17 protein-coding genes are annotated in these 15462 nt (G+C 40.2%); all 17 read left to right on the top strand.

All coding sequences use genetic code 11. The features are described from left to right. Positions 1-22 precede the first annotated feature (22 nt). The 17 genes from thrS (at position 23) to EHQ59_RS09125 (ending at position 15413) form a co-directional block, all read left to right on the top strand. Entirely contained in the window at positions 23-1939 is a 1917-nt protein-coding gene (thrS, locus tag EHQ59_RS09205; protein ID WP_135619368.1) for a threonine--tRNA ligase, read from the top strand. Positions 1940-1984: 45 nt separating this feature from the next. After that, on the top strand, positions 1985-2872 hold the full coding sequence (locus tag EHQ59_RS09200; protein ID WP_135619367.1) for a hypothetical protein: 888 nt from the start codon (positions 1985-1987) through the stop codon (positions 2870-2872). Between the two features lie 89 nt (positions 2873-2961). Next, a complete protein-coding gene (infC, locus tag EHQ59_RS09195) occupies positions 2962-3525 on the top strand; it encodes a translation initiation factor IF-3 (RefSeq protein WP_135619366.1) in 564 nt (187 codons plus the stop codon). Positions 3526-3533: 8 nt separating this feature from the next. Further along, positions 3534-3734 (top strand): 50S ribosomal protein L35, encoded by a 201-nt coding sequence (rpmI, locus tag EHQ59_RS09190; protein WP_002988170.1) that lies wholly within the window; start codon positions 3534-3536, stop codon positions 3732-3734. Positions 3735-3737: 3 nt separating this feature from the next. Continuing rightward, entirely contained in the window at positions 3738-4091 is a 354-nt protein-coding gene (gene rplT, locus EHQ59_RS09185; RefSeq protein WP_002975326.1) for a 50S ribosomal protein L20, read from the top strand. A 57-nt stretch (positions 4092-4148) separates the two neighbouring features. Next, positions 4149-4793, top strand: coding sequence for a tol-pal system YbgF family protein (locus tag EHQ59_RS09180; RefSeq protein WP_135619365.1), 645 nt, complete (start codon positions 4149-4151; stop codon positions 4791-4793). Positions 4794-4798: 5 nt separating this feature from the next. Continuing rightward, positions 4799-5116, top strand: coding sequence for a cell division protein ZapA (locus tag EHQ59_RS09175; RefSeq protein ID WP_135619364.1), 318 nt, complete (start codon positions 4799-4801; stop codon positions 5114-5116). Next, positions 5113-5697 carry a 5-formyltetrahydrofolate cyclo-ligase gene (locus tag EHQ59_RS09170; protein ID WP_135619363.1) on the top strand — a complete coding sequence of 195 codons (585 nt, stop codon included), beginning with the start codon at positions 5113-5115 and terminating at the stop codon, positions 5695-5697. The genes EHQ59_RS09175 and EHQ59_RS09170 overlap by 4 nt, the downstream gene beginning before the upstream one ends. 36 nt (positions 5698-5733) lie before the next feature. After that, the gene (locus EHQ59_RS09165; RefSeq protein WP_135619362.1) at positions 5734-6237 is read left to right on the top strand and encodes a chemotaxis protein CheW; all 504 of its coding nucleotides are present in this window, start codon (positions 5734-5736) and stop codon (positions 6235-6237) included. An 18-nt stretch (positions 6238-6255) separates the two neighbouring features. After that, the gene (locus EHQ59_RS09160; RefSeq protein ID WP_135619361.1) at positions 6256-9465 is read left to right on the top strand and encodes a chemotaxis protein CheW; all 3210 of its coding nucleotides are present in this window, start codon (positions 6256-6258) and stop codon (positions 9463-9465) included. Continuing rightward, positions 9462-10529, top strand: coding sequence for a protein-glutamate methylesterase/protein-glutamine glutaminase (locus EHQ59_RS09155; protein WP_135619360.1), 1068 nt, complete (start codon positions 9462-9464; stop codon positions 10527-10529). Before EHQ59_RS09160 ends, EHQ59_RS09155 begins: the two co-directional genes overlap by 4 nt. A gap of 1 nt (position 10530) precedes the next feature. After that, the gene (locus EHQ59_RS09150) at positions 10531-10893 is read left to right on the top strand and encodes a response regulator (protein ID WP_002975323.1); all 363 of its coding nucleotides are present in this window, start codon (positions 10531-10533) and stop codon (positions 10891-10893) included. A 3-nt stretch (positions 10894-10896) separates the two neighbouring features. Then, positions 10897-11640, top strand: coding sequence for a segregation and condensation protein A (locus EHQ59_RS09145; protein ID WP_135619359.1), 744 nt, complete (start codon positions 10897-10899; stop codon positions 11638-11640). A gap of 6 nt (positions 11641-11646) precedes the next feature. Beyond that, positions 11647-12285, top strand: coding sequence for an SMC-Scp complex subunit ScpB (gene scpB, locus EHQ59_RS09140; protein WP_135619358.1), 639 nt, complete (start codon positions 11647-11649; stop codon positions 12283-12285). Then, positions 12278-13369 (top strand): prephenate dehydratase, encoded by a 1092-nt coding sequence (gene pheA, locus EHQ59_RS09135; RefSeq protein ID WP_135619357.1) that lies wholly within the window; start codon positions 12278-12280, stop codon positions 13367-13369. Before scpB ends, pheA begins: the two co-directional genes overlap by 8 nt. Beyond that, the gene (locus tag EHQ59_RS09130; protein ID WP_135619356.1) at positions 13366-14259 is read left to right on the top strand and encodes a prephenate dehydrogenase; all 894 of its coding nucleotides are present in this window, start codon (positions 13366-13368) and stop codon (positions 14257-14259) included. The genes pheA and EHQ59_RS09130 overlap by 4 nt, the downstream gene beginning before the upstream one ends. After that, on the top strand, positions 14256-15413 hold the full coding sequence (locus EHQ59_RS09125) for a DUF1343 domain-containing protein (protein ID WP_135619355.1): 1158 nt from the start codon (positions 14256-14258) through the stop codon (positions 15411-15413). The genes EHQ59_RS09130 and EHQ59_RS09125 overlap by 4 nt, the downstream gene beginning before the upstream one ends. Positions 15414-15462: the final 49 nt, after the last annotated feature.

Raw genomic sequence — 15462 nt, 5'->3', positions numbered from 1 at the left:
GCGGAAACCTGGGATTACACTTATGGCAGCACTTACAATTACATTACCCGATGGTAGTTCTAAAGAACTCGAATTAGGAAAGTCATTTTCTGATTTTGTCCAAAACCAACTGCCTTTCTTAAAAGAGAAAGCTCTTGCCGTTGTCTTGTCCGATGGACGGACAGTTGATTTATCATTTGTTCCTACCGAAAATACGAAAGTCACATTTCTCACCTTTGATGACAAAGAGGGAAAGGAAGTTTTCCATCATTCTTCTGCGCACCTTCTGGGGATGGCAGTTCAGCGGTTATGGCCTCACGCCAGGTTAACTGTTGGTCCTGTGATCGAAAATGGACCGGGATTCTTTTTTTATGATATTGATTTTGGTGACACCGTCATCACTGTTGATGACCTTCCGAAGATTGAAGCCGAGATGGCAAAAATTGTCAAAGAAGATCTCACAGTAAAACGTTGGGAGCTTTCCAAAGAAGAGGCCATTGAAAAGTTTAAAAAAGAAAACGAACCGTATAAAGTAGAACTCATCCAAGGATTTGATGCCGCCTCTGTTTCGTTATATGGACAAGGGGAATGGTATGACCTTTGCCGTGGGCCTCACGTGGCACGCACTGGCCAACTGAAAGCTTTCAAACTCACAGCCATTTCAGGTGCGTATTGGAAAGGGGATTCCAAAAACAAACAACTCACTCGTATTTATGGTGTGTCTTTTCCCACCAAAAAACTGTTAGATGAATATATCTTTCTCATCGAAGAAGCAAAAAAAAGAGACCATAGAAAACTGGGAAAAGAACTCGACCTCTTTAGTTTCCAAGACGAAGCTCCAGGATTTCCGTTTTGGCATCCGAAAGGAACTGTTCTTTGGAACACTCTTGCCTCTTACATACGCGAAGAATGTTTTAGACGTGGATACCAAGAAATCAAAACCCCAGCCATCTTAAATTCTTCCCTTTGGAAAAAGTCCGGTCACTGGGATAATTTTAAAGAAAACATGTATTTCACTGACATCGATGAAAGTGAGTTTGCTGTCAAACCCATGAACTGCCCTGGTTGTTGTTTGATTTACAAATACCATATGCACTCGTACAGAGAACTCCCACTTCGTTTTATGGAACTTGGAAACGTACACAGACATGAAATGTCAGGGGTTCTTCACGGCCTTTTCCGTGTTCGGGCCTTCACACAAGACGATGCCCATATCTATGCACCATTGGAAAAAGTGGAATCAGAAGTGGAAGACATCATTGACTTTACCTTTGATGTGTACAAAAAATTTGGATTCACTGAATTCAAAACCTTCATTGCCACAAGACCTGAAAAATCACAAGGAAGTGATGAAGATTGGAACCTCGCTACACAAGCATTACATGATGCCTTAAAGAAAAAAGGAATCGAATATGGGATCAAAGAAGGCGACGGCGCTTTTTATGGTCCAAAAATTGAGTTCAATATCAAAGACTCACTCGGACGACTCTGGCAATGCGGAACCGTTCAAATTGACTTTTCGATGCCTAACCGTTTCGAACTCGATTTCACTGCCTCTGATGGAAAAAAACATGCACCTGTGATGATCCACAGAGCGATTTATGGATCCCTCGAACGTTTCATTGGAATTCTCATCGAACACTTCGAAGGAAAATTCCCTCTTTGGCTGAACCCAATCCAAATTCGTGTTTTAACTGTGGCAGAAACTCATAGTGATTATGCGAAAGAAGTATATCAAGATTTAGTGATGCAAGGTTTCCGAGTCGAACTCGATGTTCGAAACGAAAAGATTGGTAGTAAAATTAGGGATTCCATCATGAAACGAAGCAGTTATACCCTGATCCTTGGAGACAAAGAGAAAGAAGCAGGAAGTATTTCGTTCCGTCGCATGGGAGAAGAGAAAACAGAGACTGTGTCTCGAGATGGTTTTCTATCTCTTCTCAAAGGGGAACTGAACTAAAGAAATATCTTGACTAACATAGGAAGGTAAGTAAGTTTCCTTCCTATGCGAAATAGTTTTGTTTTTTCCACCTCAAACGAGCCAGTGACTCTTCATCTGGATCTCCCCATCCATCCACCGTATGACGTGTGTGATGCGTATGATGCCATTCCCATGAAAAATCTCCCCCTCACAGCAGGAGTTACCCTTGGTTGGAAGGTGAGTCGTATGCAATTTGTGGATGGTTTGGGAAAAGATGTTTCCTTTGATTGTCCAACCATTGTCATCACTGGCGGTCAAAACGAAACAAACCAAGCTGTTTCCTTATATGTTGTAGCTGCCTTTTATGATTCGTCTGACAGACTTTTGTCTTGCCAAACATCCGAACACACTGTCCAAACTTGGGAACGATTTGATGTACCTGGCCTTTGGAGTCGGTTCCCATTTTCACTTTCAGAAATCTCTCGGGTCGCCATCCGCATCACCATTTCAGGTTGTGTTTCCAGTTTCAGTTTTGATTTCACTCATGAAAACCAATCGAGAAAATCCATTCGAAAAGAAGGCAAACGAGAGTGGAGCCGTGCCGAACAAGTAGCCGGAGTCCACGGTTTCCAACATTGGAATCCAGGGAAAGGGGAGCTTTTGTATGCAACAGAACCTCTGACCAAACACAACCGACTTCGGTTTCGGCTCGAACGTAGGAAAAACCAAGGGTTTCATTACCTAGCCCTCGTTCCTTCTTCCGACCCCATTCGCGGGGATAGGAAATGGGACAACCTCATCCAATATGTGTTGTATGATGAAAAAGGGCGGATTTGCCATGGTGGTTCTTGTATGGGGATGGAGAATCATGGAGAGTATCTCTCTCTTGTGCCGATTTTACCGGAAATTCTAGAGAAAGAATCCCTTTCCATCGAATACGTGGTGTGGGAAGGTCCCTCAGGCACGCTTTAGCAGAAGAACCTGGGCATTTCCAAAGAAATGTACTTGCGTGCCTAGTTTTTCATCCGAAATTGGAAATTGAAAGAAATTTCGGAGACTGAATGCAGAAACGGCCCAACCCTAGAGGGAACCCAAACCAAGATAAATTCGCCCACATCAGAATTAACGAACAAATTACCAATGTAGCATCGATCCGACTCGTCAGTGACGAAGGATCTGATATCGTTACTCTGGACGAAGCTCTGAGAAGAGCTAAGGAAGCTAACCTTGATTTGGTGGAAGTCTCGGGTGACCAAGATGTTCACGTCTGTAAGCTGATCGATTTTGGAAAATACAAATTCGAACTTCTGAAAAAAACGAAAGAAGCGAAAAAGAAACAACACGTTGTCACGGTGAAAGAAATCAAAATCCGCCCGCGGATTGATAACCATGACTTCGAGATTAAGAAGCGTCATGCTTTAGAATTCTTGCAAAAGGGTGATAAAGTAAAAGTGACTCTTCGATTCCGAGGCAGAGAGATGGTTCACTCTGAAATTGGAATGAATATTGTTAACCGGTTTGTCGAGGACCTAAAAGAGCATGCCTCTCCCGAAAAAATGCCGGTACACGACGGAAAGACGATAGTGGTCGTGATGAACCCAATTAGTGAGAAAGCTAAAGGATAAAAACAACTATGTATAAGCTAAAGACCAATAGGGCAGCAGCCAAACGTTTTAAGTTTACCAAATCTGGTAAAATCAAACGTGGTTGTGCGTTCCGAAGACATATCTTAGAGAAAAAATCTCCTAAGATGAAACACCAAAGCCGTGGAATGCACCTCATCCACGAAACCGATTATAATCGTGTAGAAAAACTTCTACCTTACGGAGGTTAAACGATGCCACGCGCAGTCAACGGAACCATCCATAAGAATCGTAGAAAAAAAGTTCTAGCGAAAGCCAAAGGTTTTAGAGGCGGACGTTCTAAACTTTTCAGAACAGCAAAATCTGCTGTCATGAAAGCTGGTCAATGGGCATACCGTGACCGTAGAAAGAAAAAGTCTGAATTCCGTAAACTTTGGATTACGCGTATTAATGCCGCAGTAAGAGAAAATGGAATGTCTTATTCAAAATTCATTCACGCTCTCAAAACTCACGGAATCAACTTAGACCGTAAGACATTGGCTGATCTTGCTTACAACCACAAAGAAGTATTCAACGCCATCGTCGAAAAAACCAAAGTCGCTAAGTAAATTAGTGCTTGATTGGAATGGAATAGCTCGTCTATTCTATTCCATCGGATTGTTATCATGTTAAAAATCGAAACCATTGAAGAGCTAGAAAGTAAAGTTGTTAAGGCCCTAGAGCTCATCCAGGACCTAAGAACAGAAAATGCCCGCCTAGAGACGGAAAACGAAACCCTCCGCGCGGAAAATGACCAAATGAAGCTCGCAATGGAGGAAAAAGAGCGCGAATTAAAAACGCTACGCACACAACTCCAAGACGCGACCGACGAATTAAACGAACTCAAAGAAAGAGAAAGTTTACTCGAATCCAAAGTGCACCAACTTCTTGGCCGATTGGATGGTCTTCCTACCACTGGAAGTTCCACTCCGAAAGCACCACAATCTCCCTCTTCTACTGATGCACCCGTCGCACCTGTAGCTGCCGCAGCGGCAGTTGCCACTCCTAGTCTTACCACAGAAGATGATGATGAAATCATTTTACTCGATGAAGATGAATCAGAATTCCAAGCAGAAGATGTTTTAGAAAAAACACCTGCATCCGCTTCTTTTGAAAAAGAAGAGTTGGTTGTGGAATCAGAAGATGAAGTCCCAACTGTGGAAATCGATGAGGATGATGATATCATTATTGATGATGAAGACGAAGCCATTAGCGTTTTTGATGCGGATGACGACGACGATTTTCTCATCATTGAAGACGATCCAAAATAAATCATATGGCAGAATCTGCCCCAAACTCTCATAAAATCACCAAACAAATCTTTGGTGAAACTTATACCATCGTTGGTGAAGCCTCTTCTGGATACATTTCAGAAGTGGCTGATTATGTGGAATCACGCCTTTTGGAACTAGGGAAAGTTTTGCCCAATGCTTCCAAAACGAAACTTGCCGTACTTTGTGCCCTAAATCTTGCCGACGAACTTTTCCAAATGCGTGAGTTAGGTTCCAAAACGAACGAAAATCCGGAATTGGAAGAACGAACTAAAAAAATCATCTCTCTTTTGGAAGAGGGAATCATTGGGGATCATTTTTGAATCCAATTGCCAAAAAAGACGCAAGGGAAATTCTAAAAAACAATATCGCCAAACTCACAGACCGTGAGGAACTAGAAGCGGCCATCTTAAAAAAACTTTTTCCCCTATTACAAGGAAAAACAAAAATCATCACCTATGTTCCGGATCTACAGTATGAAGTAGATGTTTTGCCTGTGGTGGAATCTTGCCCACTTCCGAGGCCCACTGGATTTATCGAAGCTAGGCATTCTGCAAAATGGTTTTTTCCGAAAGTGGAAAAAGACCATCATATGCGATTCATTCGTCCCTTTACATTTACCAAAGGACCCCATGGTATTTTTGAACCGAATGGAGATGAGGAGATATCCGTAGAGGAAGCGGATTTGATTTTGGTTCCAGCCTTAGGTTTTCATGAAAAAGGGTACCGTTTGGGTCGTGGAGGCGGGTATTATGATCGCATCTTGGCTTCTGAACTAGTGCAAAAGAAAACCATCGGTTTTAGTTTTTCTAAATTTTTTCCCGTCCCATTCTTAAGCGAACCACACGATGTAAAAGTCGGAAAAATGATTACAGAATTTCAAATTCACTCGTTTTTCGATTGAATCCATGTAGGATTCTGACACGATTCGAAGAAGCATATGGACCAAGAAAAACTCCTAACATCCCTTGCCGAAAAAACCAAAATGGAACAAGAGTCTGATTTAGGAGACCTTGAACAATTTCTCACTTTCACCATTGAGAAGGAATTTTTTGGGATCCGTTTGCTACTAGTTCATGAAATACTAAAACCAGTTCTCATCACTCGAATTCCCAATGTGGAAGATTATATTTTAGGAGTGATTAACCTTCGCGGGGAAATCATTCCGATTGTGGATCTTAAAAAAAGATTTCATAATACAGACTCGGACATTTCTCCCATCTCACGTATCGTAGTTGTTATGTTAGACGAAAAACGGATTGGGATCTTAGTCGACGAAGTCAAACAAGTAGTTAAAATTCAGAAGGACTTCATTAGTTATACAACCGATGATTTGTCGTTAAACTATAGTAAGATGGTTGAATCAGTTTCTAGATACGAAGACCATTTGGTTTTGAATTTGGATTTGGAACAAATTGTTAACTTTGTTTCCATCACGAAGTAAGGAATAAGGGATACGACATTGGCTGGAATTTTAGGTGAATACACAGAAGTTTTCCTGGAAGAGTCCGAGGACCAAATTGAAGAACTGAATTCCAATTTGGTAAAACTGGAAAAAGATCATGAAAATCCAGAGATCATCAATGATATCTTTCGTGCAGCACATTCCTTAAAAAGTTCTTCTGCCTTCGTTGGGTTGTACAATTTGTCCGACCTGGCACATACGATGGAAAACCTTCTCCAAAAAATTAGAGAAGGTAGTTTAGAAATCAATGTTAAACTGGTTAATTTACTTTTTGAATGTTTTGATTTGATCAAACAGGTAATCGAAGGTGTTGCCAATGGTGTGAAAGTGGAAACTCCCTTTCATGACATGATCAAAAAATTACAAGATTATGAAGTCTCCGTTTCTGGTGCCAGTTCGTCTTCTAAATCTTCCGGAGCACAAACGAAGACCAAACAAAATTCTGGTGCTTCCGACACAGCTACTCGTTTAACAGAAGAAGAAATCTCAGAAGTCCGAATGGCCTTAAAAGAAGAGGATGGATTATCTGCTTACACGGTTGATCTCAAGTTAAAAAATGATACTCCGATGCAGAATCTTCGTTTGTTACTCATTCTGCAATCTGTCACTCAGTCAGGAGTTGTCATCAAATGTAATCCTTCGGAAGATGCATTGGACAATGGACAAGGTAATTTTGCGTTATCCTTTGTCACCGTGACAAAAAGTTCAAAAGATGAATTGTATGCACAGTGTAACATCGATATGGTGGATACACTTTCCGTTCAGGAAATCCAAATTCCAGAAACCGAAATGGAAGCGCTTGAAAAACGAGCGGATGTTTCCCCTGTTTCCACAAATGTAACGGATCTTTCCGGAGCGGATGTAGAAGAAAAAATTGTTTCGAAAGGTACAGCTAATTTTGAAAAAGCAGTCACTGATTCTAAAGTAGTGATGCGAACCATTAAGGTATCTTCTGATAAACTTGACCAGCTCATGAACAACGTCGGGGAGCTTGTGATCACTAACTCTGGATTCCAGAAGATCTACGATGACTTAGTGGCGCAATTTGGTGAAGATTCTTTGTTCAATGAACTCAAAGGGAAAATCGATCAAATCAATCGAATCTCTAAAGACTTACAAACAGGAATCATGAACATTCGAATGGTTCCGATTGGTTCTGTTTTCAATCGTTTCACAAGGCTCATTCGCGATTTATCTCTCGAAACTGGCAAACAAGTCAATTTAGTACTTCGCGGTGAAAACACAGAACTCGATAAAAAAGTGATCGATGCGATTGGGGAACCTCTCATCCATCTCATTCGTAATTCTGTGGACCATGGTATCGAATCTCCTGAGGAACGAAAACTCGCAGGGAAATCAGAAGAAGGAACTGTGGAACTCAATGCCTACCAAGGTGGTTCCAATATCCTTGTCGAAATTCGAGATGATGGAAAGGGATTGAGTAAAAACAAAATCCTAAAAAAAGCCATCGAACGTGGGTTAGTGACAGAGGCCGACTCACAAAATCTATCTGAATCTGATATCTTTCAATTTATCTTTGCACCAGGTTTTTCTACAGCAGATAAAATCTCCGACATCTCTGGACGTGGTGTGGGGATGAATGTGGTGAACAAACTCATTGAAGAGTTCAAAGGAAAAATCATCATCCATTCGGAAGAAGGAAAAGGATCATCTTTTACCTTATCGTTCCCACAAGCCCTTGCCATCATTCCATCCATCCTTGTGATTATGGAAGAAGAAGTGTATGCTTTCCCATTATCGGAAGTATCCGAAACCATCAAGGTAAATCTGGATCAAATCACTACCTTGGAAGGACACGAAATCATCAACTTACGTGGGGAAGTCCTACCGATTTACCGTTTGAATCGCATCCTGGGTCTTGCCGACAAACAAGAGATGGCGGAAGTTCCCGTTGTCATCGTAAATTATAAAACAAGGAAACTTGGGTTTATGGTGGATGACCTGATTGGAAAACATGAAACAGTCATCAAATCTCTCGGTAAAAATTTCCAAGATGTACAAGGATTAACGGGTGCGACCATCATGGGAGATGGAACCATCATCTTGGTTTTGGACATTCCTGGTCTTGTTGAAATTGCAGCCGACAAAGTGGATTGGTCAGACAAATCCGTCGCGGGTGAGATGATGAAACGTTCGTCCACCATTCGTTCTTTGGAAATGTCGGACTCTGAGTATATCTTTAAGTCCAACCATCCAACCAATCGTTACAATGCAAAACTCATTGAGTTACGAGCAAAAGATAAGTCTCGTGTCAAAAAAGATAAACATAAAATCGAAAAACACATCATAGTTCCCAAAGAAGAGGTGTTTACCGAAGAACCTGTGACCAACCAAAAAATAACCACAGAAGTTTCGAAAAAGGAAACCACTGTGAATGGTCACTCAGAGGAACCAACTAGTTCGACATCCACATCCACATTAGTTCTGGATCATAAAACAGATGAGATCCACAGACTTGCGGATGTGGCAAAAATCGATCACGGAAAACTTACGGAAAGAGAACAAGCTGCAGAAATCATCAAAGGATTTGTGGAACAAAAAGAAGAACGATTGAATCAAGTTGCTTCTTTGTCTACAGAAGCCATCAATGAAATCATGTCTTCCAAAGACATCAAAAAATTGGAAAACATTGTAAATACCGGTATGATGAATGCTGGAGTCGTACTATCTCAGTTAGTTGGAAAGGAAGTGGAGTTATTCATTCCTGAAATCAAGTTAACTGATAGAGATGGTTTGGCGAAAGAATTCCGTTATTCCATGGACCCATTTTTTGGAATGAAAATCCGAATGACTGGGGATTTGAATGGAAATTTACTGATGATGTTTTCTGAGGAGAACGGATCTGAAATCGCAAAAGAACTTCTTGGTTCCGAAGATGCAAAGTATGCGGAAGGAAGTAATCATAAATTGTCTGATGATATGATGTCCGTATTATCTGAAATTTCAAATATTGTTTGTTCCAGTGTGATGAACTCACTTTCCAATAAACTAAAAAAAGAAATTTTACCTTCTGTTCCAGAAATGATTACAGGAAGTTTTATGGAAGTGGTGGACATCGTGAAACCAGAACGAACTAAATTTTTGTCCATGCATACTGAATTCAATCACCAAGGTAGTAACCTAATTGGTGTTTTAGTATTTTTACCAGACTTTGATGAGTTAGTTGAGTTGATTCATAAATCATGAACAAAAAACCGACTGTTGTGATCATTGATGACTCACTGCTTGTGAGAAATATATTAAGTGATGCCCTCACCAAAAAAGAGGAAATTTCTGTGATTGCTACTGGCAAAACAGGAATGGATTGTATTGATTTAGCAGAAAAACTAAAACCCGATTTTATCGTTTTGGACATCGAGATGCCGATCATGGATGGTCTTACGGCTCTTGCGGAAATCAAAAAAAAGAAACTTCCAAGCCATGTGATCATGTTGTCGGTGTTAACACAACATGGGGCAGATGCTACATTTAAGGCTCTTGAACTCGGTGCCGTAGACTTCATTCCGAAACCTTCCAGTGGGAACCAGTTTTCACCAGAAGATATCGCAGCCATTTTATCTGCGAAAATCAAAGGGTTTTCTGATTCCAAACAAATCAGTCCCGAACCCCAATTGCGTCCGGAACGCGTTGAACGCCAAACAAATAAAAGTTTTCAAAAACCGATCCAAGTAGATGCTATCGGTATTGGCACTTCCACGGGAGGGCCAAAAGCGTTACAAACCGTTTTTGCAGGGATTCCAGCTGATTTTCCGAAGCCGATTTTTGTTGTGCAACATATGCCAGCAGGGTTCACAAAGGCTTTTGCTGACAGACTGAATTCTTTGTCTAAAATACATGTGAAAGAAGCAGAACAGGGAGATTTGGTGCAAGTTGGTACAGCATACATTGCCCCTGGTGACTACCAAATGAAGGTAGTTTCAAAAGGAAAAGATCGTTTCATTGAACTCACTCACTCAGAACAAGTGAATGGTCACAGGCCATCCATTGAAGTATTGTTTGATAGTTTGGTGGAATCGTATGGAGCAGACCATCTTTTATCCATGATCATGACAGGTATGGGAAAAGACGGATCACAAGCCATCACCAACATACACACGAAAGGTGGAATTACCTTGGCACAAAATGAAGCTACTTCAGTTGTGTATGGGATGAATCGTGTGGCTGTGGAACTTGGGGGAATTGATTTTGTTCTCCCAGTGGAAGAATTAGTACCAAAAATGATTGAATTATTAAAGTCGAGAGGGAATTAACATGGCAAGAATTTTGGTTGTAGATGATGCAAAATTCATGAGAACGCTCGTTAAAGATGCGTTAGTTGGAGCAGGTCACGAAATCGTTGGTGAAGCAGAGAATGGTAATATTGCGGTAGAACAATACAAAAACCTCAAACCAGACTTGGTCACTATGGACATCACGATGCGTGAAAAAGATGGTATCGAAGCAACAAAGGAAATTATCAAATTTGATGCTTCTGCTAAAATCATCATGGTGACAGCACTTGGACAAGAAGACCTTTTAGCAAAAGCAATCAAAATGGGTGTTAAGGATTTCGTTGTAAAACCTTTCCCACCAGAAAGATTGCAACAAGCAGCTGCTAAAGCATTAGGTTTATAAGTCGTGTCCCAAACCCCGGAGTTTATCGTCCGGTGGCAAAACCAGGACGGAGGACTAACTGAAGGACCTTTAACGGTTTTATGGTCTCTGATTGATAGTTATAAGGTGGATATTTTTGAAGTCTCCCTTTCGCGTATCACATCTGATTTCATTCAATTTTTGAGAACGAGTCAATCCTTATCCATTGAACTGACTTCCGAGTTTGCTGTGATGGCATCTCATTTGGTCTATTTAAAATCAAAAGCCCTTCTTCCAGACCCAGGTTTCGAAGAAGAGGATTATGATCCACCTCTCCCCAAAGAACTTGTGGACAAACTTTTGGAACACAAAAAATTCCAAATGGCAGGCCAACGTTTAGCGGAACTGGACCGATTGACCGCGGGTATGTTTACGAGGGAAACAAACCAAGTTTTGGATGAAACCGAGGTTTGGTTAGATGTGAGCCTTGTGGACTTAATTTCTGCCTTCAATTCCATTTTGGAACAGGAAAGTTCCAATGAAGCCGAGGAACTTGTCCCGATTTATGAGGGTGTTAGCCAGTTTTCAGTCGAAGACAAAATGGCATACTTACAAGATTTGATCGAAAAACGCGGTGAAATTCATTTTATGGATTTGTTTGAAAATGACAAACCAGAAAAAAAAGAAATCGTCGCAGCCTTCCTTGCTGTATTAGAAGTTGTTAAAATCCGAGTTTGCCGAGTGATCCAACACGCAGTTTTCGGAGAAATCAAAATAGTCAAGGTTTAGATCAATTTGGAAGAAAGAAACTATACAAAGGGCCTTCTTGAGGCACTTCTCTTTTTATCTTCAGATCCAATCAAATTATCTGCTTTGGCAAAGTCTTGTGGAATTGAAAAAACAGAAGCAAGAGAACTTTTAGATGAATTGATATTGGACTACCAAGAACGAGAAGGTGGTTTTTTACTCCGAGAAATCGCGGGTGGTTACCAATTCATCACCAATCAAAAATATAGCGAAATCCTATCTCATATTTTTAAAGATAAAAAAAGGGAAACTCTTTCCAGGGGAACCCTAGACACACTCGCGATTATTGCTTATAAACAACCTATCACCTTGACTGAGTTAGATGAGATACGTGGTGTTTCCTCAAGAGCCATGGTGGCAAGCCTCATGTCCAAAAAATTGGTGAAAGCAGTGGGCCAAAAAGAAGTTCCAGGAAGGCCAACCTTATACGGAACCACAAATGAATTTTTATTACATTTCGGACTCAGTAAACTGACAGACCTTCCAACGCCAGTGGAAGTGAAAGAACTCAAATTTGAAGATTTTACTCCTGAGTCTATCATTGTAACTGAAGAAACAGAAATGAATCCAGACTTTGATTTGGATTCCCTTCCGGAAGAATTAAAAGAAGAGAAAACGAATGAGTAACGCAGAAGAAGAATTAAAAAAACTCCGTTCTGGAATTGACTCACTTGATACAGAAATCATTAACCTCATCCAAAAACGAGCTGGTTTTGCTCAGGAAATCGGTCGTGTGAAAAAGGAATCTGGTGGACCCATTTACCGACCAGACCGCGAAAAAGATGTGTATGAAAAAGTAACACAACTCTCAAAAGGTCCACTCCCTGCATCTGTGATCCGCGCCATTTACCGGGAGATGATGTCTGGAACAATCGCCTTAGAACACCCGTTAAAGATTGGATTTTTAGGTCCCGAAGGAAGTTTTTCTCATTCGGCCCTCCGTTCCAAATTTGGAACCTCCATTGAAGCAGTTCCTCAAACCTCTATTCCTGATGTATTTCGAATGGTGGAAGAGGAAAAATTGGATTATGGAGTGGTGCCTGTTGAAAATTCAACAGAAGGGCAGGTGAGTTCTACCTTGGATATGTTTCTCGAAACAGATCTTGTTGTGTATTCAGAACTCTACCAAAGAATTTCTTTTTCCTTACTTGGATTTGAAACTGATTTAGCATCTGTGAAACGCATATATGGAATTCGGATTGGGAACGAACAATGTCGCAATTGGATTTCAGCTAACTTGCCTAATGCGGAAGTGGTAGATACATCTTCCACTGCAATGGCCGCAAAATTAGTATCAGAACGAAAAGATGGTCTTGCGATTGCTTCGAAAATTGCAGGAGAAATTTACAATTTGAGTGTGATTGCCGAAGGAATTGAAGATTATTCGGGGAATACCACTCGGTTTTTAGTGATTGGAAAAACAGAATCACCTCAAACCAAAGAAGATAAAACTTCGATTGTATTTTCGATTCCCAACCAAACAGGTTCCTTATTTCAAATTTTGAAAACATTTCATGATGCTTCGGTCAATCTCACCAAAATTGAATCGAGGCCACTCAAACGAAACTTATGGGAATACCATTTTTTCATCGATTTTATTGGACACAAAGCAGATCCGAAAATCAAAAGTTTGTTAGAAACGGTAAAATCACAATGCACTGTATTTAAACTCCTAGGTTCTTACCCCACTGCGGGTTCATTTCTCACATGAAACTAAACCGAGTATTGATTTATGGTATGGGCCTTATGGGTGGTTCCTTATCTCTTGCCATTCGAGAATTGGATCCTAAAGCAGAAATCATAGCTGTGGTTCGTTCTGAAAAAAGTAAAGAGTCCATTCAGAAAAAGAAATTAGCCGATTTGGTGTATACCCTAGCAGAAACAAAGAACGTCAATTGGAATGGGTATGATTTTGTTGTATTTAGTACACCTGTTGCATCGTTACTTGAAATCATTCCTAGTTTGCCTAAATCAGGAGAAACAATTTTTATTGATTTGGGTTCCACCAAACAAACCATCATCGATGCTGTCGATCTTCACTTTGGAGATAAAGAACACAATTATATCTCCACTCATCCGATTTGTGGCTCCGAACAAGCGGGACCAGAAGCCTCCATTCCCAATTTATACCAAGACAAACTTTGTATCCTAACCAAACCGAAACGGGGATCTGAAAAAACATTGGAATTGGTAAAACAGTTTTGGGAAAACATTGGTTCTTGGACGATCAATATGGATGCTAAAAGTCATGATGAAACTTTGGCATATGTTTCCCATTTACCACATGTAGTTTCCACAATTCTTGTGAATGTTGCAGGAAACAACAAAACCACAATGGAACAAGTATCTTCGATCGCAAAACCCATCACAGGTGGTGGTTTTCGGGATATGTCAAGAATTGCGGGTTCCAATGCAGAAATGTGGACTTCCATTTTTAAAGAAAATCAGTATTTTTTACAGAATTCCATTGATGAGTTTATCAAACAACTCACAGAGTTTCGTAATTTACTTGATGGAAATTCGGAATTGGATGATTCCAAAATCCATTCGATTTGGGACTTAGCTCTCAAACAAAAAGAAACCATTCAAAAAACAAAATGAAGTTTTTAAAAAACATTCACAAATTAAGCGGTTGTCAGGCGGCCATTTTAACCAACCAAAGTGCGTTTGGGTATCAAAACAAGTACCATTTCCAAATTTATTCCGAAATATTTGATTTAAAAACCATATTTTTACCTGAACATGGTTTGTTTGCAGAGCTACAAGACCAAGTGAGTGGGGATGAATTGTCCTATTTATTTGGGAACATGCAAATCGTAAATTTGTATGGAAAAGAAGAAAGTAGTTTGGTCCCACCTAGGGAATCCTTCCAAAACATCGATTTAGTGATCATCGATATCAAAGATGTTGGTTCTCGTTATTACACGTTTTTAACAACTGCTTATTATATACTGGAAGAACTCTCAAAATTAAAAAAAGAAACGGGTAAAGCACCCGTATTTTTAGTCATCGATTCGCCAAATCCCATTGGAACCAAAGTGGAAGGTAGTCCCTTACAAGAAACCTATCAATCGTTTGTTGGCGTGAAGACTGTTTTGCATCGGCATGGACTCACTCCTGGTGGACTTCTTTCTTATTATAATGAAACCTTTCAATTGAATGTAGATGTTGTGGTTGTTCCTGTCGGGGTGATGCATCCAAAACAAATTCCGTCGTTTCAATGGGTTCCTCCTTCTCCAAATATCCCCACACAAAACACGTGTTTTGTGTATCCAGGAATGTGTTTATTGGAAGGAACAAATCTTTCGGAAGGTAGGGGAACCACAAAACCATTTGAAACTTTTGGTGCTCCCTTCCTTGTGGGAAAAGAAAAATTGGAGTTAGACAAACGTATGTCAACTCACCAAAAAGGGAAATTTTTATTACGAAACTTACGGTTTTTACCAACCTTCCATAAATACGCTAATGAGATTTGTGAGGGATACCAACTTATGGTCACAAAACCCAAAGAGTTTCATTCTTTATATTTTGTTTTGTATTTTTTGAAACAATTAGGAGAACTTTTTCCCAATCAATTTGCCTATTTGCAGGGAGTATATGAGTTTCGTTCAGATCGTCCTGCTATTGAGTTACTTGTGGGAGATTCGTATTTACTCGACTATTTGACTGGCAAACATACCGATTCCGAATTAGAATCCTATCTTTCGGAAACAGAAAGTGATTGGTCAAAAGCAATAAAACCCTTTCGGTATTGAATTTTTTAACAAAATGGTGTTGCAGACCGACTAAAGGATAGGTATATAA

Origin of the sequence: Leptospira kemamanensis, assembly GCF_004769665.1 — a bacterium.
Classification (GTDB): Bacteria; Spirochaetota; Leptospiria; order Leptospirales; family Leptospiraceae; genus Leptospira_A; species Leptospira_A kemamanensis.
This window is presented reverse-complemented; position numbering and strand designations above follow the sequence as displayed.

Excerpts from the sequence above, each read along its gene's own strand:
- EHQ59_RS09165 (WP_135619362.1), top strand. The coding sequence starts at position 5,734 with ATGGACCAAGAAAAACTCCTAACATCCCTTGCCGAAAAAACCAAAATG.
- EHQ59_RS09200 (WP_135619367.1), top strand. The coding sequence starts at position 1,985 with ATGCGAAATAGTTTTGTTTTTTCCACCTCAAACGAGCCAGTGACTCTT.
- EHQ59_RS09175 (WP_135619364.1), top strand. The coding sequence starts at position 4,799 with ATGGCAGAATCTGCCCCAAACTCTCATAAAATCACCAAACAAATCTTT.
- infC (WP_135619366.1), top strand. The coding sequence starts at position 2,962 with ATGCAGAAACGGCCCAACCCTAGAGGGAACCCAAACCAAGATAAATTC.
- rplT (WP_002975326.1), top strand. The coding sequence starts at position 3,738 with ATGCCACGCGCAGTCAACGGAACCATCCATAAGAATCGTAGAAAAAAA.
- EHQ59_RS09130 (WP_135619356.1), top strand. The coding sequence starts at position 13,366 with ATGAAACTAAACCGAGTATTGATTTATGGTATGGGCCTTATGGGTGGT.
- rpmI (WP_002988170.1), top strand. The coding sequence starts at position 3,534 with ATGTATAAGCTAAAGACCAATAGGGCAGCAGCCAAACGTTTTAAGTTT.
- pheA (WP_135619357.1), top strand. The coding sequence starts at position 12,278 with ATGAGTAACGCAGAAGAAGAATTAAAAAAACTCCGTTCTGGAATTGAC.
- EHQ59_RS09150 (WP_002975323.1), top strand. The coding sequence starts at position 10,531 with ATGGCAAGAATTTTGGTTGTAGATGATGCAAAATTCATGAGAACGCTC.
- EHQ59_RS09180 (WP_135619365.1), top strand. The coding sequence starts at position 4,149 with ATGTTAAAAATCGAAACCATTGAAGAGCTAGAAAGTAAAGTTGTTAAG.
- EHQ59_RS09155 (WP_135619360.1), top strand. The coding sequence starts at position 9,462 with ATGAACAAAAAACCGACTGTTGTGATCATTGATGACTCACTGCTTGTG.
- thrS (WP_135619368.1), top strand. The coding sequence starts at position 23 with ATGGCAGCACTTACAATTACATTACCCGATGGTAGTTCTAAAGAACTC.
- EHQ59_RS09125 (WP_135619355.1), top strand. The coding sequence starts at position 14,256 with ATGAAGTTTTTAAAAAACATTCACAAATTAAGCGGTTGTCAGGCGGCC.